Source organism: Haliscomenobacter sp., assembly GCF_965225875.1.
In the GTDB taxonomy this organism is placed as follows: domain Bacteria; phylum Bacteroidota; class Bacteroidia; order Chitinophagales; family Saprospiraceae; genus Haliscomenobacter.
Genome location: NZ_CBDDBS010000002.1, coordinates 2,331,729 through 2,351,994 on the forward strand (window position 1 = coordinate 2,331,729; position 20,266 = coordinate 2,351,994).

At 48.0% G+C, this 20,266-nt stretch carries 14 protein-coding genes; 7 read left to right on the top strand and 7 right to left on the bottom strand.

Features of this window, described 5'->3' with window-relative positions:
- Window positions 1-104 precede the first annotated feature (104 nt).
- The 5 genes from ACO08K_RS12015 to ACO08K_RS12035 form a co-directional block, all read right to left on the bottom strand.
- Window positions 105-1,067: a Gfo/Idh/MocA family oxidoreductase gene (locus tag ACO08K_RS12015; RefSeq protein WP_421796640.1), complete on the bottom strand. Its 963-nt coding sequence runs from the start codon at window positions 1,065-1,067 to the stop codon at window positions 105-107.
- The gene (locus ACO08K_RS12020) at window positions 1,067-1,636 is read right to left on the bottom strand and encodes an acyltransferase (RefSeq protein WP_421796641.1); all 570 of its coding nucleotides are present in this window, start codon (window positions 1,634-1,636) and stop codon (window positions 1,067-1,069) included. The genes ACO08K_RS12015 and ACO08K_RS12020 overlap by 1 nt, the downstream gene beginning before the upstream one ends.
- 136 nt (window positions 1,637-1,772) lie before the next feature.
- On the bottom strand, window positions 1,773-2,666 hold the full coding sequence (locus ACO08K_RS12025) for an AAA family ATPase (protein ID WP_421796642.1): 894 nt from the start codon (window positions 2,664-2,666) through the stop codon (window positions 1,773-1,775).
- Between the two features lie 6 nt (window positions 2,667-2,672).
- Complete coding sequence (gene dctA / locus ACO08K_RS12030; protein WP_421796643.1) at window positions 2,673-3,959, bottom strand: C4-dicarboxylate transporter DctA; 1,287 nt, start codon at window positions 3,957-3,959, stop codon at window positions 2,673-2,675.
- Between the two features lie 50 nt (window positions 3,960-4,009).
- Window positions 4,010-4,438, bottom strand: a complete 429-nt coding sequence (locus tag ACO08K_RS12035; RefSeq protein ID WP_421796644.1) for a hypothetical protein — start codon at window positions 4,436-4,438, stop codon at window positions 4,010-4,012.
- Between the two features lie 293 nt (window positions 4,439-4,731).
- On the opposite strand from ACO08K_RS12035, the gene ACO08K_RS12040 reads away from it, so the two are divergent.
- On the top strand, window positions 4,732-6,198 hold the full coding sequence (locus tag ACO08K_RS12040) for a hypothetical protein (protein ID WP_421796645.1): 1,467 nt from the start codon (window positions 4,732-4,734) through the stop codon (window positions 6,196-6,198).
- A gap of 68 nt (window positions 6,199-6,266) precedes the next feature.
- Window positions 6,267-7,784 carry a hypothetical protein gene (locus ACO08K_RS12045; protein WP_421796646.1) on the top strand — a complete coding sequence of 506 codons (1,518 nt, stop codon included), beginning with the start codon at window positions 6,267-6,269 and terminating at the stop codon, window positions 7,782-7,784.
- Window positions 7,785-7,853: 69 nt separating this feature from the next.
- Here the strand turns inward: ACO08K_RS12045 and ACO08K_RS12050 are convergent, their stop codons facing one another.
- Both ACO08K_RS12050 and ACO08K_RS12055 read right to left on the bottom strand, forming a co-directional pair.
- Window positions 7,854-8,006 carry a hypothetical protein gene (locus tag ACO08K_RS12050; RefSeq protein WP_421796647.1) on the bottom strand — a complete coding sequence of 51 codons (153 nt, stop codon included), beginning with the start codon at window positions 8,004-8,006 and terminating at the stop codon, window positions 7,854-7,856.
- Between the two features lie 660 nt (window positions 8,007-8,666).
- Window positions 8,667-10,457: a MutS-related protein gene (locus ACO08K_RS12055; protein ID WP_421796648.1), complete on the bottom strand. Its 1,791-nt coding sequence runs from the start codon at window positions 10,455-10,457 to the stop codon at window positions 8,667-8,669.
- Window positions 10,458-10,497: 40 nt separating this feature from the next.
- Here ACO08K_RS12055 and ACO08K_RS12060 point away from each other — a divergent pair, with 40 nt between their 5' ends.
- The 5 genes from ACO08K_RS12060 to ACO08K_RS12080 all read left to right on the top strand — a co-directional run bounded on the left by ACO08K_RS12060 (window position 10,498) and on the right by ACO08K_RS12080 (window position 20,208).
- Complete coding sequence (locus ACO08K_RS12060; protein ID WP_421796649.1) at window positions 10,498-11,985, top strand: helix-turn-helix domain-containing protein; 1,488 nt, start codon at window positions 10,498-10,500, stop codon at window positions 11,983-11,985.
- 42 nt (window positions 11,986-12,027) lie between these two features.
- Entirely contained in the window at window positions 12,028-14,310 is a 2,283-nt protein-coding gene (locus tag ACO08K_RS12065) for a S9 family peptidase (RefSeq protein WP_421796650.1), read from the top strand.
- A gap of 224 nt (window positions 14,311-14,534) precedes the next feature.
- Window positions 14,535-14,996: an SsrA-binding protein SmpB gene (gene smpB / locus ACO08K_RS12070; protein WP_421796651.1), complete on the top strand. Its 462-nt coding sequence runs from the start codon at window positions 14,535-14,537 to the stop codon at window positions 14,994-14,996.
- Window positions 14,997-15,097: 101 nt separating this feature from the next.
- The gene (locus ACO08K_RS12075; RefSeq protein ID WP_421796652.1) at window positions 15,098-16,537 is read left to right on the top strand and encodes a TolC family protein; all 1,440 of its coding nucleotides are present in this window, start codon (window positions 15,098-15,100) and stop codon (window positions 16,535-16,537) included.
- A gap of 302 nt (window positions 16,538-16,839) precedes the next feature.
- Window positions 16,840-20,208, top strand: a complete 3,369-nt coding sequence (locus tag ACO08K_RS12080; RefSeq protein ID WP_421796653.1) for an efflux RND transporter permease subunit — start codon at window positions 16,840-16,842, stop codon at window positions 20,206-20,208.
- The last annotated feature ends 58 nt before the right edge of the window (window positions 20,209-20,266 follow it).

Below are 20,266 nucleotides of genomic sequence, written 5' to 3' on the forward strand. Positions count from 1 at the left end.
GAATAGTTTATTTTGATCAAAAAAGCGGACGTTGGGTAACCCTAACGTCCGCTTTTTTTATGCCGTTTACTAAACCTCAAAGATTTAGTAAACGTTTGCTCTAATCATTTAAAAGGATGTTTCGCCTGCGGCAAGGCGGCCAGCGGATGGTACTCACCTGACAGTCCATGCACTTCAGCTTCGCGAATCTCATGCACCAATGCAATCGAAGGCGCAGCATCCCGCAGGCCAAAACCCTCGCCCGCCAATACTCCCCGGTAACTCTCTGTGTGTAAATCGGTAAAACCTTCGCTAAATTCAAGCTCCTGACCATCGATGCTAATGGATCGAAAGGTGCGCCCCCCTTTTTCCTGAACTGCTGCTGGTAAGGTTTTTTCGTCGATGCTCAAAAACCAGCGTACCCGGGCTTGCGCCAATTCTAGGTAACCGGCAGCCCGATCGTGGCTATGCAGGTGTACTTCACTTTTTTGGACTGGTCCAAAAATCCAGATCAACATGTCAAAAAAATGAATGCCAATGTTGGTAGCAATACCCCCGGATTTGGACAGCTCTCCTTTCCAGCTGGCAAAGTACCAGGCACCACGGGAAGTAATGTACGTCAGGTCAATGTCGTATTTTTTGGCGGAGGTTTGGGCTTCGACCTGTTGTTTCAAAGCCTTGATCACCGGGTGCAGGCGCAGTTGGAGAATGGTGAAGACCTTATGGCCCGTTTCTTGTTCATTGCGCTGGAGGGCTTCGGCGTTCCAAGGATTGAGCACCAGCGGCTTTTCACAAATGACATCTGCCCCCTGCCGCAATCCAAAGCGAATGTGCGCATCGTGCAGGTAATTGGGGGAGCAAATGCTCACGTAGTGCAAAGTTTGCCCTTTTTGCCGAAATTTTTCCAAGTGTCGATCGAAACGTTCGAACTCCACAAAAAAGGCTGCTTCAGAGAAATATGAATCCAAAACCCCAACGGAATCGGTAGGATCCATAGCTGCAATCAAACGATTACCCGTTTCCTTAATGGCGCGCAAATGGCGGGGCGCCACGTAGCCAGCTACTCCAATCAGGGCAAAATTTTGCACTAGTCTATTTTTTTTACTTGCCCCTCTTCCAACCGATACCTATCGCCAGAGCCCGGACAAGTAGCCAGGTTTTGTTCATCAAAATAGAGGCGTTCGCCGTATTCACTCATCCAGCCGATGGCCTTGGCAGGATTGCCCACCAGTAAGGCGTAAGCTGGAACATCTTTCAAAACAACGGCCCCCGCCCCGATAAAGGCATAAGCGCCAATGCGGATGCCGCACAGTATGGTGGCATTGGCGCCAATGGTAACGCCCCGCTCTACCCGGGTTTCGCGGTACTCTCCCTTACGGTTGACGGCGCTGCGTGGATTGTACACATTGGTGAATACCATCGAAGGCCCCAGGAACACATCGTCTGCACAGATGACCCCTGAATACAGCGATACGTTGTTTTGCACTTTGACATTTTTTCCCAAAACCACCCCATCGGCAACAAATACATTTTGTCCCAAACTGCACTGTTCACCAATGACAGCACCCGGCATGACGTGACAGAAATGCCAGATTTTGGTGCCTGCTCCAATTTGGGCACCTGAGTCGATGATGGCGGTGGGATGTTGGTAGAACATAGGAGTTGAGAAGTTGAGAAGTTGAGGAGTTGAGGAGTTGAGGAGTTGAGGCTACTGCGAGCGACTTGGATAAGGACGCGTCTAAGTCGCTTGCGGTAGCCTCAACCTTCTAAACCTCCCTCAACCTTCTCAAACCTTATAAGCTATCAAATTTCGAAATCGCCCCCGTTTTTTCAAACAACTCCGTCAAAGACATTTGGGTTTGACGGATGTCTTGCCAATCTTTGAGGATGATGCCGAGGGTTGATTCTACGGTTTCTTTGTCCAGGTGTTCAATGTGGAGGTTGGCCAGGGCCGTGGCCCAGTCGAGGGTTTCGGCTACACCTGGCACTTTATCGAGCCGCAGTTGGCGCAATTCGCGCATGAAGGCGCAAATTTGTTCACCCAATTTGGCATCGATCCCCGGCACTTTGCTGCGTACAATTTGTAACTCCTTATCAAAATCGGGGTAATCGATGTACAGGTACAAACAACGGCGGCGCAAGGCTTCGGATAACTCTCGCACCCGGTTGCTCGTCACGATGACGTGGGGGCGGTGGGTCGCATGAATGGTGCCGATCTCTGGGATCGTGATTTGCCAGTCGGAAAGCACCTCCAATAAAAAACTTTCGAACTCTTCGTCAGCCCGGTCGATCTCGTCAATGAGCAGAACTGGCGCTTTATGGTGGGTAATGGCCTGGAGCAAGGGGCGTTTGAGCAGGAATTTTTCGCTGAAGATGTTTTTTTCCCGTTCCGCCAGATCCATTTCCAGGCCTTCTTCCATTTTCAGGTACAACAATTGCTGCTGGTAATTCCATTCGTAGAGGGCATGATTGGCATCCAGCCCTTCGTAGCACTGCAAACGGATCAAGTCTGTATCTAGGGCTTTGGCCATCACCTTGGCAATCTCTGTTTTGCCAACTCCTGCCGGCCCTTCTATCAAGAGGGGTTTGCCCAGGCGCATCGACAAGAACATGGACAATACAATCGGTTTTTCGGTGATGTAGCCTTGTGCAGCCAATAAATCCTGCACTTGTTCCAGTGTTACCATGGTAGCCTATTTATGAATCAGTGGCGTAAACTCTCCTTCACTTTTGGCCACCACAATCGTAGCGACCGCATTTCCGATCAGGTTGGTGATGGCCCTTGCTTCGGACATGAATCGATCCACCCCCACCAGCAGGCCCAAACCCTCGATCGGTATTTGGGGAAATGAAGACAATGTAGACGCCAAAACGATAAATCCACTTCCGGTAACCCCAGCGGCCCCTTTGGAAGTCAGTATTAAAATGCCAACGATGTACAATTGTTCCTGAATACTCAGTTTTACCCCAAAAACCTGGGCAATGAACAGCACCGACATCGACAAATAGATACTGGTTCCGTCCAGATTGAAGGAATACCCGGTGGGAATGATCAGGCCAGCGGCTTGTTTGGAGGCACCGTAGCGTTCCATTTTTTCAATCATGCGAGGTAGCACTGATTCTGAAGAAGAAGTGCCCAACACAATCAAAATTTCTTCTTTGATGAAGCCCAGCAATTTCCACAAACTGATTTTGGAAAAATAACAAATCAGGTTCAATACCACAAAAATGAACAAGGCCATAGTGATGTAAACTGTTAGCATGAGCATGGCGAGTGGCTTGAGGGTACCCAGACCGTATTTGCCCACGGTGTAGGCCATCCCCCCAAATGCGCCCAAGGGGGCCAGCACCATGATCATAGCCATGATTTTGAACAAGACCTGCAGGATTTTGTCAAAGGTTTTGAGTAGCCCATGCCCGGTATCCCCCAGTTGGGCAATCCCGATGCCAAAAAGGATCGAAAAGAACAATACCTGCAACAAGTTCCCTTCCGCAAAAGCGCCCAACACGTTTGGGGGCACAATTTCAGTGATGTGATCAACCCAGGTTTTTTCCTTGCTTTTTTCTACATACTCACTGACATCACCACTGTTGAGATGGGCGGTATCCAGCCCCGCACCCGGTTGAATTACGTTAGACACCACCAACCCAATGAACAAGGCCAGGGTCGTGACCGTGATGAAATACAATAAGGCCTTCCCACCAATACGCCCAAATTGCCGGAGGTCACTCACCTTGCCAATGCCCGTCACAATGGTCAAAAAAATGATGGGCGCAATGACCATCTTGATCATGTTGATGAAGGTTTTGGCGATGGGTTGCATGGCTTCTCCCGTTTTTGGAAAAAAAGCCCCCAGCAACACCCCTAGTGCGATGGCTACCAAGACCCTGAACGTAAGGTTGTTGTAAAAACGTTTGGGCCGTGCTAACTGGACTTCCGGCCCTTCAGCATTTGGGTCGGGGATGTAGGATTGGATCATAGATTTCGGTACTTGTTGCGTAAATATAACCGAAAATCCGAGAAGCTGTTTTAAAAGCCCTGAACGGCACTAAAAAAGTCTATGGTAATAAATTGAGCACTATCTTGAATCGGGTAAGTTCCGTCGGCAATGCTTAGCTTACTCGTTCCCAATGCGGTCAATAGGCTCTCCGAAAAACAAAAAGCCTCTTCCAAACAAAAATACCCACTGGCAAAACGCAGCGCATACTGCTCCGGAGTGATCGAATCTTTAAAAAATTCAAACCGAATCGTCGAAGAATTGGGCGTTTGAATGTATGCTAAACTTGCTCCACAAGGAGAGTTGCTGGCCTGATAATCTGGAGAATCCACTGCATTGATTTTACAAATGCCCAGACCTTTGCAGTTCCTGCTGCTTAAACCATATACCACTTCTGCCAAAATTTGGGTTTGCCCCCCTTTTTCGTCAACTCTTCTGGAGCCACAGTTTATGGTCTGCATTGAAGTATGTTTGGTCATTTTCTCTAGCTTGCCTGTTAAAAGATAAGGTATGTTTTATGTCCAAATCTGAGGTTTAAATTTCAACAAAGCAAGGCATTTTTGCACAAAAATGACCAGCCTAAATACATGGAAATGTAGTTGCCGACATTTTTTCCGGGAAATCAATGGTCATTTTTTTGTAAATATCAAAAAAATGTTAATTTTGGTAATCGGCTAATGAAGTTTTTAAGTTTGGATCTTACCTAAATCGTCTATCACTTGTGCTTTTTGCGGGTTTTTAAATTTTCTGATTCATGGAAGAATTCAGAGAGCTTGCTCTATTGTTAAAAAATTACTCAGCCGATCAGCACATTGATGTATTTGATAGCACATCTATCAAACAAATGCCTTTTTGGACTGCTGGGCCATTTGAAAATGGGCATACCGAAGTTGACCATCAAGTGGAACCAGGGATGAATGGCCAATCAAAAACGATCAGCCACGACTCAAACCAGTCGCGTCAACGACTTTGGAATACTATGTTGTTCCTGGATTTGACCCAGGAAGATCATTACGATCCCCGGCGGGTAGCGTACCTCTGTTGGCAACGGCTTGCGGTGTTAAAAACCCTCATGGCGGCAGGCGCTTTTAAGTCTCTACGTGAAATAGCTGAGTCAATTCTGCAAATGGCCACAGCCTATGAGCTTACCACGATTGTGATTGAAACAGCCGCGCAACTTCGGCAATTTTGTGCCCTGCACAATGGAAATACTAAAGGGTTCGAGAAATATTCTCGAATCATCAATCGATACGAAAGCATATTGCAGGCCGAACAAGCCGCAGATGATGAATACTGCACGTTTTTATTTCTGCAAAATCAGGCCTCGCACAGCGCCCACTCACTGGCTAAACACGCCAGAGAAGCTTGTCAAAGGCTCCAAACTCATGCACAGTCCTGCACCACTAACGCCTTTGTGCTCAATTTTTACTTTCTAAAACTACAAGCTGCCTTTTTGGTAGCTGAATGGGAAGCAGTTGTACAAATCAGCAACCAGGCTACCCAATTGTTGAACCGTAAAAGCATCTCCAGTCCCGCCAAAATCAGTGCCTTTTTCCTGAGCAAAGCCCTGGGCTGGGCCAACCTGGGCCAGCTGGATCAGGCGCTGGAAGCATTGAACACCGCCATTGCCGATGAAGCGGCAGGCAGCCCCAATTGGTACCGCCTGCAAGAAATGAAACTGACCTGGCTTTTACACCAGGGCGAACATACTGCGGCCTTAGATCTGACCAAAACCTTAAATCTGAAAAACAAATACCCCGAATGGCCTCAGGAGCAAAAGCGATTGTACAACAGTGTTTTGTTGAGTTTAACCGATACAGGGGCGCTTCCTATATCGAACCGGATCAAAGGCATGTTGATGGCCAATTGCCTGCCCTTTCGCAGCTTGTATTTACCTGAAATGAGTAGCTCGAATTTGGATATTAAAGCTGCTTTATTGCTCTTGCAAGTGCCAAAATGGGTCCAAAATGGGGCAAGTGGGCAGGTGGCAAATTGGTTTCAGCAATACCTGGAATTGAGTGGTGCCTGTATGCCCCAATCCGCACGTATACAAACATTGATCACCTGCCTACTGAAAATTGAAATGGGGAACCCCTCGGCGGAGGTGGCCCAGGATGGTGTAAGGCAATTGAAAAACCTGCCCCTGGATTACAGCAGCCCTGAAGCCGCTCCGGAAATCATTCGGATTGAACAGATTTTGCAGACGCTGATTGAAATTTAAACGACTGTTAGTTATAGGAGCCGGACCCCAAATGCCATCTACGCCATTGTTCATCAAATCACTGTAAAATGACAGACCTGAAAGAGTTTGCCCAGGTTATTGATGGGTACAAATTGCGCCAAATTGAAGTGCTGACCAGGCCCCTTCGCACAGGAGCACAAGAAACACGTTACAAAATCATGTATCATGCCCTCGCGGAAGGACAGGTACGCAATAAAGCTGAAGCTGCCAAATTGTTGGGATTGGACGCAAAAGGCCGTCCCTTCCGACGGTTTTTAATGGAATTCCGACGGCGTTTGTTTGCTCCAATTCTGTTTTTGGATACCGAGAATAGTCCAAACTTCAACCCCACCCAAAAAGCCAATTTTGAGTGCCTGCGCAAACTCGCCACTTTTCAAACCCTCGTGTACCGCCACTGCCCTGAAAACGCCTGCATTCTTGCCAAAACGATCATCGAATTGGCCATAAACAATGACGTTACTCTAGTCGCGCTCGAAATGGCCACTTTTTTGAAACGCTACTATGTCGAACGGGTGCCGGATTCGGCACAATACCTCTATTACAAGGAATATGTAGAAAGATTGCGCCTGGACTGGGTAGCTGAAAACAAGGCCATGGAGAGTTATCAGGCCGTCATTGCCCCAGCCGTAAAATCTAAATCAACCCAGTTACAAATCTCCCGGCGGGCGCAGGCTTTGGTGGATTCATTGTCAGTTTATAAAGAAAAATGCAACACCATCATCTTTGTAAGTGGGTATTATGCCACGAAGTACATCGGGGAAATGTCAAGATTCCATTGGCATGATGCCATTGCGGTTTGTGACGAAGCGATCCGTATTTTGGATGAAAAATCATGTACTTCGCCGCGGATCATGGCTGTTTTTAAAGTCCATAAAGTGATCTGCCTGACCATGTTGGATCGATATGTCGAAGCTTTACAATTGAACTCCGAAGTCATTCAAGCTGAAATAGAGGGATCAAGGAATTGGTTCTTGTATCTGGACAACCAAATGCTCGTTTCACTAAAAGCTACCAATTACCAATTTGCCTATGAGGCCGCTATAAAAATATACTCGAATAAAAATTTTGCCGCAATGCCGGAATCCATCAAAGAGTCCTGGACCCTTTTGGCTGCTTATTTGATTTTAGCACATCGCAATCAATTGATCAATCCTGATATTCCACTTGAAAAAGTCTTGAATTTTAAGTTGAGTAGGTTTTTGAATCAAGTACCCAACTACTCCAAGGACAAAAAAGGGCTGAATGTTCCCATTCTGATTGCCCAGTTTTTATTCTTGTTGCAAGCAAAGGAATTTGACGAAGCACATAATAAATTGATTGCACTACGAAAATATCGAGTAAAACATTTCAACACCGAAGACGGATACTATCGTACCCAACTATTCATTAGGATGTTATGCTCGGTGGTTGGGACCTCTTTTACTAAAAAAATGTTTCTGAAAAAAACATCAGATATGATCAAAACCGTCACTCAAATTCCCAAAGGTCACCCTGACCAACATTTTAAAATCGAAATCATTCCCTATGAGGTCTTGTGGCAATGGGTTCTGAATTACCTGGACTAGGGGTCGCTTTAGATATGTTAATCCACTACGCTGAACGGCCATCTCCGCTTGGGAGACAGCCGCCATTGTTCATAGGATTAAATCAAGTTCTATCCCTGTCCGATTTAAGACTATTTGGGGAGGGCCTGTGTCATGCTGTAATCCAAATGAATCCAATAATTCACCTTCTTTCAATAGCTGGTAAATCAACATAGCCATTGCATCAATACGTAAAGTTTTCATAGCTTGATATTTTGGGTTTGAGAAAAAGCGTAATTACAATAGCAAATCTATCTATTAACCTTCACCCAGTCACGTCACTTTTACAAAATCCGGCACAGGTCATATTTTGGACTTTGCCCCAAAACGACGGATAGTGACCAACCCAAAAAAAGAGAATTGACCCTGTTTCCCATCGAAAATTGAAATCTAATCAAAAGGGGAAAATAAAAGATAGGGCAAAATCGTAGGAGAATAAGGCTGTTTAAATCTTGTTAAATATTGTTAGTCAAATAATTAATACTTCTTATTTCAAAAAAACACACATAAACTGACCTGTCTTTTTGAGCGGTAAAACGTTACTGATGCTGGGCGAATTTTACACGTACTTTGTTGTACAAACAAACACAGAGGGAAGAAAATGCTTCCCCATAAGTTCCTTCTTAATACCTGTTGCCAAAATCCGAAGCGTAGCCCAAGGGCTACGCTTTTCCACAAGCGAGTTGATATGCCCAACGATAGAACACCATAAGTTTTTTGATTTTGTACAATATAACACTGTAAATATAGTGTTTATATTATTCACAAAGGGGTCCAAATGTAGCGTTTTTTGTCATTGATTTTGTTCCCGCTACAAATGGATCCCTTTTTTTATTGTTTGAATTTCAATACAGTACGCTTCTTTTAGTCCACTCCAATCCCCATCCGTCGCATCAATAAAGAGGCATTAAAACTTTGGCTTATACCGGGTTTTAAGGTATAATCAAAGTGCAACTCATCCCCCTGGATATCCACTTCCATACACAGGTTTTGAATCAAACCCGGGTTTTCCGCTTCCATTGCGGTAAGTTCCAGATCATGGGTGGCGATGAAGCCAGCACTACCATGGCGCAACAACTGTAACATCAGTGCCCGTGAACCCTGGTGTCGATCGCGGGAATTGGTCCCTTTCAAAATTTCATCCAAAAGAAAAAACACCCCAGTGCTCTGGCCTTCTTGCGCAATTACTGCATCAAGCATGGCCCGCAAACGGCGCAACTCAGCATAAAAAGAGGAGGCACTGGCCGAGAGGTCATCCTGTGTACGCATACCCGTAAACACCAACAAGGGCGGCATACTCATAGCCTGTGCACATACTGGTGCGCCCATTTGTGCCAAGACCAGATTGACCCCCAGGCTACGCAACCAAGTGCTTTTCCCCGCCATGTTGGAGCCAGTAAGCAATTTCAAGTGGCGTTGGGTGGGCATCTTTAAGTCGTTGCCAATGCGGCGATTGCCCGGGATCAAAGGATGACCCAATTGTTTGGCCGACAGGCTAGCTTCTGAGTGGAGTACCGGGAAAGCCCAATCTGGCTGGTTGTAGTGCAAGTTGGCCAGGCTATTCAATGCATCCATTGCACCCAGGGCAGCAAACCAGTGGTGCAGGTCCGCGCGGTGTTCGGCCTTCCATTTTTCCAGTTGATACACCCATTGCAAATCCCATACCCCGATCAGGTTGAGCAAAATGGCAAAAGGGTTATTGCGCACATTGAGTTGCCCCAGATAGTAGGACAGCTGGTTGATGGCCCGGGAGGCACCAAATTGAGCTTCGGTATTGCGAAAAGCGCCCCGCATGTTTTGCAACAATGGCGTTTCGACCTCCAGCTTTTCGATTTGCTGGATCAATACTGCGTAACGCTGCAACCAGCTCTCGGCTTTCCCAGTGTATTCGAGGGTAAGATTGACTTGTTCAAAGGTTTGGCGCAACAGCAAAACCGCTGGTAAAATAAGGATAAAAACCAGGCCAAAAGGGAAATTGGGCAAAATCACAATCAAGCCGGCCACCGCCCAGATGGGCAATAGCCACAATGCCCAACGCATCCATTTTTTGCCAAATACAAAAAAGGGTAAGTCCATCCATTTTTGCAAGGCTAATTGATAGGCTGGTTCATCCGTTTGAGCCATCCCGTAAGCCCTAAAATGTTGCCGCCAATCCAGTTGAGGGGCCAATTCCTGGATGGCCTTTTGGCGTTCGAGTACTACTTCGGGTGTGGCCGCATCTTTTAACCACTCGGCCAATTGATTGCTACCTGCTGCCGTGACCGTCCGGTTGCAAAATTGGAAAATCGAATAGGGGCCAAACAAGTCTAGATCGCCGGAATAGGGGTGCAGTGGATCAGCGTACTGCTCCCCATTGGGGAATTCCGAAAAATGGTAGTCCAGCGCGGCCTGTTCTTGCCGATTGACTTCCGCCAGATGCCGATTGTGTTGTTCCGCTTCCTGTACCTTGCGGTGCCGCAGGATCATCCACAAAAAAAGTGCAATGGCCAAAATCGTCCAACTCAGCGCTAAACTCCAGTGCTGCTGGGCCAAAAAAATGATCAAAGCAATGGCAAAAACGAAGTACACTAAGCGCCCCAAGGAGAGCAAGTTGTAGCGTTTTTTCAATTGATCGGCCGCTTGCCGAAACTGTTTCTCTCTTTCCTGATAATTCATATTGCGAATATTCGCTGGAAAAAACTATTTTTAACCCGGTATGAGTACAAAAGCACAAAACGAACGGATTCTTTTCGGCTTGAAGGTAAAACAACTTCGACAGCATTTGAACCTATCTTTCGCAGATTTATCGGAGAAGGCAGGGATGTCGGTGTCATACCTCAACGAAATTGAAAAGGGGAAAAAATACCCCAAAGGAGAAAAAATCCAAACCCTGGCCAAAGCCTTAAACGTGGCCCCCCAGGATTTGACCTCATTTGACGTAGATGAAAGTTTAGCACCCGTCCACGATTTGCTGCAATCCAATTTTTTAAACGAACTCCCTTTGGAGCGTTTCGGCATCGATTTGGCTAAAGTAGTCGAAATCATTGCTGGTGCTCCTTCGCGGGTAGGGGCATTTATTTCCACCTTGCTCGAGTTGTCGCGCAATTACGCCTTGCGGCAGGAGCATTTTTATTTCAGTGCCCTGCGCTCTTACCTGGAACTGAACAACAACTACTTTGACGGACTCGAAAAAGCGGCCGATCAGTTTCTATTGGAGTTCCAGATACCCGCCAAACGTCCTTTGACCGGCGAAAAGCTGCGCAATATCCTGGAAGAAAAATACGACTACATCATCCACGAAAACGGTCTGGACCGTTATCCCGAGTTGCAGCATTTGCGCTCGCTGTTTATCCCCAAGCGCAAGGAATTGCTCCTGAGTAGTAAACTTTCACCCATTCAGCGGACTTTTGAGTACGGCAAAGAATTGGGCTTCCAATTTCTCAACATCAAGGAACGGGCCTATACTTCTTCCATTTTGCGGGGTCGTACCTTCGAGGAGGTATTGAATCACTCGCAGGCCATTTATTTTTCCGTAGCGCTGCACCTGCCACTCAAAGCCATCGTACAGGACTTGGAGTTGTTTTTCCAGCGTAAAACATGGGATAGTGAAGCTTTCCAGGACATCATGCGCAAGTACGATGCGACGCCAGAGATGTTTTACCATCGCTTGACCAATTTGCTGCCAGGCTTTTTTGGCATTCGCAAATTGTTCTTTTTGCGCTTTGTACACGATCCCACTCAAAACAGTTTCGACGTCGACAAAGAGCTGCACCTCAATCACAAACACCATCCGCATGGCAATGGCATTTATGAACACTATTGTCGGCGTTGGGTATCCATTGACTTGTTGCAAGAACTGGCGCAACTCAAATCAGTGGGCAAACCCAGTGAGTTGTTGATCCGGCCTCAAATTTCACACTACCTCAATACCTCCGACAAATACTTGTGCATTACGGTTGCACGTCCCTCCTATCCTTCACCCAATAAAAATGTGAGTGTGACCATTGGTTTACTGATCGATGATGAACTGCGCGCTAAAGTGCAGTTTTTGAACGATCCAAACATCCCTAGTCGTGAAGTACATACCACTTGCGAGCGCTGTCCACTCGAAAATTGTGTCGAACGCGCGGCAGAACCCTCGATTGTCCAGAAAAAGCAGCAATTTCAACAAATCCAGGAGCGTTTGAATAAGTTACTGAGTTAGTTTTGCACCACCAGTAATTTATTACAACAAAACACGAAAAAAATGTTCAAGCATTTACTGTTTGTCACCCTGAGCTGTTTGTCCTTACTCACACTACAGGCTCAAAAGGCCATTACTCTGGAAGATATTTGGAAAAAATACACGTTCTCTACGCGTAGTGTACCCGGCTTTACTTTTCAGAATGACGGTCGCCATTACACTAAATTGGACCGCAACAAAATTGTGCAATTGGATCTGACCACCGGGGCGGCCACCGCTACCATTCTCGATCCGGCCACCTTGAGCAACAACGTCCAAATTGAAGAATACCAGTTTAGTGCCGACGAAAGCAAAATCCTGCTGGCTACTGGCATTGAACCGATTTATCGGCACTCCAGCAGGGCTACCTTTTATGTGTACGACCGCAGTCAAAAACAGTTGACTCCTTTATTTGCTGAAGGAAAAGTCATGTACGCCAGTTTTTCTCCCAAAGCGGACAAGGTGGCTTTTGTGTACAAAAACAACCTGTATTACAAGGACTTGACTTCGGGTAAAACCACCCAAATCACTAAGGATGGTGCCCTTAACGCCATCATCAATGGCGCTACGGACTGGGTATACGAGGAAGAATTTTCGATGGATAAAGGTTTCGCCTGGTCGCCCGACGGCAGCAGCATTGCCTTTTTCCGCTTCGACGAGCAAGAGGTGCCCCAATTTACCTTGACCAATTTTGAAGCGGGCATGTATCCCGATTACGTGACCTTTAAGTATCCTAAAGTTGGCGAAAAAAACTCGAAAGTTGGCATCCACATTTACAATCTGAGCACAGGCCGGACCGTAAAAACCGAAACCGACCCTGCCACCGAATACATCCCCCGCATCAAATGGACCAATGACCCCAACAAACTCAGTATCTTTTTGCTGAACCGCCACCAAAACCAACTGGACCTGGTATTTGCGGATGCCACCACGGGCAAAACCCAACTCATCCTGCAAGAAGACAGCAAATACTACGTGGACATCCACGACAACCTCAGTTTTTTGCAGGATGGCAAACACTTCATCTGGACCAGCGAAATGGATGGCTGGAATCACCTCTACCTTTACGACCTTAGCGGCAATATGGTGCGTCAAATCACCAGCGGCAAATGGGAAGTGAGCAGTTATTATGGGGTGGATGAAAAAACGGGGACCCTGTATTACCAGGCAGCTGAAAACTCGGCACTGGAGCGGCAGGTGTACCAAATTGGATTGGACGGCAAAAACAAAAAGGCGCTGTTTGCTGAAAAAGGCTGGGCCGAGGCTCAATTTAGTCCTACGTTTTCCTATTATGTGATCGATCATTCCACGGCCAATTCACCAAGTACCTACACCGTTTTTGACCAAAAAGGCATCAAGGTTCGGGTTATTGAGGACAATGTTTTTGTCAAAAACCTGCAAAAGGAGTACAACGTACAACCCGTAGAGTTTTTTGCCTTCAAATCTCGCGCAGGTGTAGACCTCAATGGCTGGATGATCAAACCTGCCAATTTTGACCCAACTAAAAAACACCCCGTTCTGATGTTCCTCTACGGCGGTCCCGGCAGCCAAGAGGTGAAAGACAGTTGGCGTGGCCAGAATTACTGGTGGTTCCAACTATTGGCCCAAAAAGGATACATCGTTGCTTGTGTAGACAATCGTGGTACGGGTGGCCGCGGTGAAGAATTTAAAAAAATGACCTACCTGCAATTGGGCAAATACGAAACAGAAGACCAAATCGACGCCGCCAAATACCTGGGCAATTTGAGGTATGTAGACCAGGGTAAGATTGGCATTTTTGGCTGGAGTTATGGTGGCTACATGTCTTCGCTTTGTTTGTTCAAAGGCGCGGGTACTTTCAAAGCCGCCATTGCAGTGGCGCCGGTGACCAACTGGAAATGGTACGACAACATCTACACCGAGCGCTACATGCGCACCGTCCAAGAAAACCCCAATGGGTATAAAGACAATTCTCCGATCAACTTTGTGGACCAACTGAACGGAGAATACCTGCTGGTACACGGAATGGGCGACGACAATGTTCATTTTCAACACACCGCCGAACTGGTCAATGCCCTGGTAGATGCCGACAAACAGTACGACACCTATTTTTACCCCAACCGCAACCATGGCATTTATGGCGGCAATACCCGCTTTCACTTGTACACCAAAATGACGCAATTTCTGGACGATAAACTGAAAGGACCGGAGCAAAAACCCAATGGTGCTTATGCTCGTGAGGCACTGGACCGGGATTTGACCAAATACCGCCAGCAACCGATCAAGCCGAGAACCACGCAGCAGCAGCCACCGCAAATCAAACAATAATACAGAAGAAGGGCATACTGTTGGACGTTTTTTTTGCGCCACAAAGACACGAAGACACAAAGTGGTTAATCTGCAAGTTTTCGCTTAGTGCCTTTGGGCCTTTGTGGCAAAAAAATAAAAATGCCTTGTAGTATGTTAGAATGGAACTTTCCAGTACCTGACAGGTTATATTTGCAGCCAGCGAGCGCATTCTTGCGCTCGCTGGCCCAAAAGTTTGGAGAACAATGAAAAAGAAAGCCGCTCCGGAAATTGTGAATCGCCGGGCAACCTTTGAATACCATTTTGAAAGTCGCTTCGAGGCAGGAATTGCCTTGATGGGGACCGAAATTAAATCCTACCGGGCTGGGCACCTCAACCTGAGCGACGCCTATTGTGTGTTTGATAAAGGTGAGTTGTACATCCACAATTTATACATCGCCGAGTACGAAAACGGCACTTATTCCAACCACGTCCCCCGTCGCTTGCGCAAACTGCTCTTGCGCCGCCAGGAATTGCGCAAACTGGAGCGCAAATCGAGTGAAAAAGGTTACACCATTGTGCCTTACCGCGTGTATTTGAGTGAAAGAGGTTTTGTAAAAGTGGAAATTGCCCTGGCTCAGGGTAAAAAATCTTACGACAAGCGGGACTCCATTCGGGAAAAAGACAACAAGCGGGAATTGGATCGGCTTAAAAAAATCAAGCTTTAAGAAACAGGTTCTAAACTTCAATTTTGTCGCATATTCCATTTTTTGTCCCCGACAGACCTTAATTTTCCGCATCTTGTTGCTCGGAAAAATTAAATGATCGGATGACCTCCAAAAAATTCCTTTTGCTGGCCCTGCTCCTCTGGCAAAGCTCTTGCTTGTGGGCCCAACGCAGCCTCAGCCTCAATGAAGCCATCAGCATTGCGCAAGCCCAATCCATTGAGGCCAAACTAGCCGAAAACATCCGGGAAAACCGCTTCTTTTTGTACCAAACCTACCTAGCCAATTATCGCCCTCAACTCAGCTTTCTGGCGGGTTTACCAACCTATAGCCGCAGCTATTTGGACGTGCGCCAACCCGACGGGGAAATCAAGTTCATTCCAGTCCGCCAAAACAACAGTTATTTAGGTTTTAGCCTCACCCAAAACATTCCACTTACTGGTGGGCGCGTATCCTTCAATACCGATTTTACCCGTTTTGATGACTTCAGCGACAACCTGCGGGCCTACAATGCCACACCGCTCAATGTTCGGCTTGATCAACCTTTATTTGGGTTCAATGCCTTCAAGTGGGAGCGCAAAATCGAGCCACTCAAGCTGCAAGAATCCCAAAAGGATTATAAATTCAGGATGGAGGAAATTGCCATTCAAACCATCCGCCTGTTTTTTGAGGTAATTGATGCACAACAAGATTTGCGCATTGCCGAAGCCAATTTGAGCAACAACAGCTTGATCAAAGAAATTGAAGAAAAACGGATACTGCTCGGCACCACCTCGCGGGAAAAAATCCTGCAAATCGAGTTACAAATCCTGCGCGCGTCCCAGGCACAAAAAAAAGCCGCCGCCGACTTGCGCACCGGGCTGCTCAACCTCAAAGTACAACTGGGGCTACAAGAAGAAGACGCCCTCAACCTGCTTACGCCCGACCAATTGCCTATTCAAAGTATGGACGAAGAAACTGCTTTTCGCGAGGCCAAAGAAAACCGCCCCGAGTACATCTCCTTTGAACGCCGCCGCCTGGAGGCAGAGCGGGATCTCAACGAGGCCCGCACCAGCCGCAACCAGGTGAACCTTACCGCCTCCCTGGGCTTCAATGGTGCCGGAGCCCAACTCAACGAAGCCTTCAATCCTCTTCTGAACCAACAACGCTTTAGCATCGGGGTCAATGTGCCAATTATGGATTGGGGGCGCAACAAAGCCCAACGGGGCATCGCCGAGGCCAACCAAAAAGTGGTAGAATACACCATCGCCCAAGAAGAACTGAACCTGCGCAAGGAAATCTCCACCATCATCAACAACCTCGACCTGCTGCGGGCCAGCATCAGCATTGGTGAACGCACCGATGCCATTGGTGCCGAACGCTACCAACTCGCCCTGGAGCAATACCGCCTGGGCAAATTGTCGGTAACCGACCTGAACGTGGCCCTGGTAGAAAAAGACGAAGCGCGACGAACCTATTTTGCCGCGCTGCGCTCTTTTTGGGAAGCGTATTTTGCCTTGCGCAAATTGACCTTGTATGACTTGAGCACAGGAAGCAAACTTTGACTACAAATGTTAATTTTTGCAGACCAGCTTGTTTTTTTTACAATATGTGCACTATATTGTTGTTCTATTGGTAACAATCTGCTAAACCTCCACTACTTACTTCCTTTTCATATGAATTAATTTCTCAAAACCCTCGCTTTCAGTTGAAAAGTTGAAAGGTTGAAGAGTTGAAAAGTAGCTGCCGCAGTGTTTTTGACAAGGCGATCACTGAGCGAAGTCGAAGTGTAAGTCGCTGCGGCAGCTACTTTTCAACCCTTCAACTCTTTAACCCTTCAACTAAATAGCAGTAATCCTAAGTTCCCATGGGGCCCCTATCCCCAATACGCATTGTACTACTGTTCGTTGCCATTGCCAGTTTGTGCATGGTGGCCCTCCCTCGCCTGCAAGTTGATCTCTTACCCAAGGATCATGCTACGCAGTTCATCGTTTCATTTGCGGTAACCAACTCCACCCCGGAGGTAGTAGAGCAACAAGCTACCTCGGTATTGGAGGGCATTCTGGCCCAGTTGAGCGAGCTCAAGTCCATTCAATCCGTATCCAGTTACAACCAGGGGCGCATCACCCTACTTTTCGACCGCAAAGTCGACATGGAGCTCAAACAATTTGAACTCAATGCCCTGATCCGGCAGGTATTTCCCAGCCTGCCCACTGGCGTATCCTACCCCGAAGTACAACGCAGTGGAGGTGGAGAAAACGCCGCCATTCGCCAAAGCCCCCTACTGGTGTACACCATTGAAGGCCCGGCTGCGGCCTTCCAGATCAAAAAAATAGCCGAAGAAACCTTTCGCAAAGCTCTGGCTGAAGTGAATGGCCTGCGGGAAGTCCAAATTTCGGGTACGGAAGACATCCAGTTGCGCATCAACTTTTTCCCCGAGCGCCTGCGGGCCTACGGGCTTAGCCCCCAACAAATAGAAAACGCCTTACAAGATCATTTTGCGATTGCTTATCCCGGGGCAGTGCGCACGGAACAAGGCGGAGAATATTTTTTGGCGCTGCGATTGGCCTCAAAAGGCGGCCAAACTTTTGGCCTCGACCAAGTAGAAACAATTCATTTGGCTGGAAAAAATAGAGCCAATATCCCCTTAAAAGCAGTAGCCGAAATCTACCTTGAAGAACAAGAACCTCAACAGTATTTCCGGATCAATGGCAAAAATTCGGTCAACTTGAGCCTCTATGCTCGCAGTGCCGAAAACAGCATTGTGCTGGCCCAAACCCTCAAAATATACATTCCCAAGATCGCCCAAAACTTACCCGCTGGCTATCGGGTTCGCCTCGATTACGACAATACCGAATACCTGGCCAAAGAACTGAGCAAAACATATCGCCGCACCGCCCTTTCGATGGCGATTTTATCCCTGTTCATCCTCCTGGCTTACTGCAATTGGCGGCATTTGCTCATTTTGTTGAGCGCTTTATTGATCAATCTGGCTCTGACCATTTTGGCGGTATGGCTGCTCGGGGTGGAGGTGCACCTGTACACCCTGGCTGGCCTGGCCATCGCCTTTGGCATCATGATCGACAATGCTATTGTGATGCTGGACTACTACCGCCAGGAGCAACAGCACGGGGTGATCATCCCACTTTTGGGGGCTACCTTCACTACTGCTGCCGCGCTGTTGTTGGTGTTTTTGTTGCCTGCGGAGGAGCGGCAGAATTTGAGTGATTTTTGTGTGGTGATTTGTTTGGCGCTGGGGACTTCGCTGGTTGTTGCATTTGGATTTATTCCGGGGATGCACGAACTCGTTGACGCGCGCATTGCGGGCGCCCAACACCCAAAGCCTCCCCAACAAAAAGCGGAGCTTTTGGCGCAAGATAGTGCTGGGGCTGACCAACCCCCGACCCCTAAAGGGGAGTACATTGGAGGTAAGTCTGAGGTTGAGTCCTTTGTTGACAAAACAGAAAATGCCGGGAAACACGAAAATGTACTCCCCTTTAGGGTCTTCAACTCCGCACGACCTCGCGCTAAAAACGAACATCGTTCAAGCACCCGCCAGGGACGCAGCACCGTGGCGTTTTTTCGAGGATATTACCGCCTGATTGCATTCTGCGCCCGCTACCGCCCCGCCTTTCTTACCCTCTGGCTACTCGCCTTTGGCCTACCCGTATTCCTGCTGCCCAGCAAATGGGAAGGGCAAGCCTGGTACAACCAAAGCATCGGCAGCGACCGCTACCAGGAAGACATTCGCCCTTGGGTAGACCGCCTGCTGGGTGGTGCCTTGCGCCTCTTTGTACGCGATGTATATGAGCGCTACAGCTACCGCGACCCCGAACGTACCCGCCTGTACATCACCGCAGAGCTACCCCATGGCAATACGCCTGCGCAAATGGATTATTTGCTGCGGCGCATGGAAGACTATCTGGCCGGTGTAAAAGGGGTCGAAAAATACGTGACCAATGTCTACTCCGGCGAGTATGGCAGCATTGAAATCACTTTTGAAAAGGCTTATGAAACAGGAGCCTTACCTTTTCAACTCAAATCCCGCCTGGTGGCCCGCTCCCTGGATTGGAGTGGGGTACAATGGAGTGTATATGGTGTAGGGCAGGGCTTTTCCAATGCCTCGGGAGAAGGAACACCCAGTTTCCGCGTCAAAATGCTGGGCTACAATTACGATGAACTGGAACGCCAGGCCCAAAACCTCAAAACCTTATTGGAGCAACACCCCCGGGTGCAAAAGGTCAATACCGATGCCCTGCTGAGTTGGGAGGAAAAAGCAACCTACGCCTATCACCTCAAACTGGATGCTGCCCGACTGGCGCAGGCTGGGGCTTTACGCAGTGAGTTGAGTAGCGCCTTACGGGAACAAACCCTGCCCAATCGAGCAAGCCTCGAAATCCCCTTAAACATTGGCAATGCCCCCAGGGAGGAACAAAACAACTCCCAACTCATCCCCGTATTCCTCAGCGCCAAAAAGGCCGAGGACTTTTCAATTGATGCCTTGTTGCGCAATCCGCTGAGCCTGGATACCAGCCGCCGCTTGAGCTTGCAAAGTTTGGCAGAGTTGAGTTGGGAAAAAGGCTCGCCTTCCATTCACCGCGAAGATCGGCGCTACGTGCGGCTACTGAGTTTTGATTATGTGGGCTCCCCCACTTTTGGCAGCAAACACCTGGATGAACAACTACAAACCCTGCGCCCCCGCCTGCCCGCAGGTTATGAAGTAAAGGAAGAAAGTTACCGCTGGGATACCCAAAAAACGCGTCGCCAGTATGGCTTGATCCTGCTGCTGTTGCTCAGCAATTACATCATTTGTGCAGTATTGTTCGAGAGCCTGCGGCTACCACTGGCCGTCGTGCTGGTGATCCCACTTTCGCTGATTGGCCTCTTTCTCATCTTCGCCTGGGGAGATTTTTACTTTGACCAGGGCGGCTATGCAGCCATTGTACTGCTGGGTGGGATGGTGGTCAATGCTGCTATTTTCATCATCAGTGACCACCGCCATTTGCTGCTGCAAACTCGCCACGCCAATCGGACTTTGCTCAAGGCAACGCTGCGCCGCGCCCGCACCATCTTGCTGACGGTGGTTTCGACCATCTGTGGCTTGATCCCCTTTATGCTGGAGGGCGATACTGAGGTGTTTTGGTTTGCACTGGCGGTGGGCTCGGCTGGAGGGCTGGTGTTTTCATTGCTGGTGGTCTTTTGGGTATTGCCGGTAATGCTTTGGGAAAGGAGTTGAAGAGTTGAAGGGTTGAAGAGTTGAAGAGTTGAAAAGAAGCTGCCGCAGCGACTTAGAC

Coding starts and splice junctions, on each gene's coding strand:
- ACO08K_RS12025 (WP_421796642.1), bottom strand. CDS start 2,666: ATGGTAACACTGGAACAAGTGCAGGATTTATTGGCTGCACAAGGCTAC.
- ACO08K_RS12045 (WP_421796646.1), top strand. CDS start 6,267: ATGACAGACCTGAAAGAGTTTGCCCAGGTTATTGATGGGTACAAATTG.
- ACO08K_RS12055 (WP_421796648.1), bottom strand. CDS start 10,457: ATGAATTATCAGGAAAGAGAGAAACAGTTTCGGCAAGCGGCCGATCAA.
- ACO08K_RS12020 (WP_421796641.1), bottom strand. CDS start 1,636: ATGTTCTACCAACATCCCACCGCCATCATCGACTCAGGTGCCCAAATT.
- ACO08K_RS12050 (WP_421796647.1), bottom strand. CDS start 8,006: ATGAAAACTTTACGTATTGATGCAATGGCTATGTTGATTTACCAGCTA.
- ACO08K_RS12040 (WP_421796645.1), top strand. CDS start 4,732: ATGGAAGAATTCAGAGAGCTTGCTCTATTGTTAAAAAATTACTCAGCC.
- dctA (WP_421796643.1), bottom strand. CDS start 3,959: ATGATCCAATCCTACATCCCCGACCCAAATGCTGAAGGGCCGGAAGTC.
- ACO08K_RS12065 (WP_421796650.1), top strand. CDS start 12,028: ATGTTCAAGCATTTACTGTTTGTCACCCTGAGCTGTTTGTCCTTACTC.
- ACO08K_RS12075 (WP_421796652.1), top strand. CDS start 15,098: ATGACCTCCAAAAAATTCCTTTTGCTGGCCCTGCTCCTCTGGCAAAGC.
- ACO08K_RS12035 (WP_421796644.1), bottom strand. CDS start 4,438: ATGCAGACCATAAACTGTGGCTCCAGAAGAGTTGACGAAAAAGGGGGG.
- ACO08K_RS12080 (WP_421796653.1), top strand. CDS start 16,840: ATGGGGCCCCTATCCCCAATACGCATTGTACTACTGTTCGTTGCCATT.
- ACO08K_RS12060 (WP_421796649.1), top strand. CDS start 10,498: ATGAGTACAAAAGCACAAAACGAACGGATTCTTTTCGGCTTGAAGGTA.
- smpB (WP_421796651.1), top strand. CDS start 14,535: ATGAAAAAGAAAGCCGCTCCGGAAATTGTGAATCGCCGGGCAACCTTT.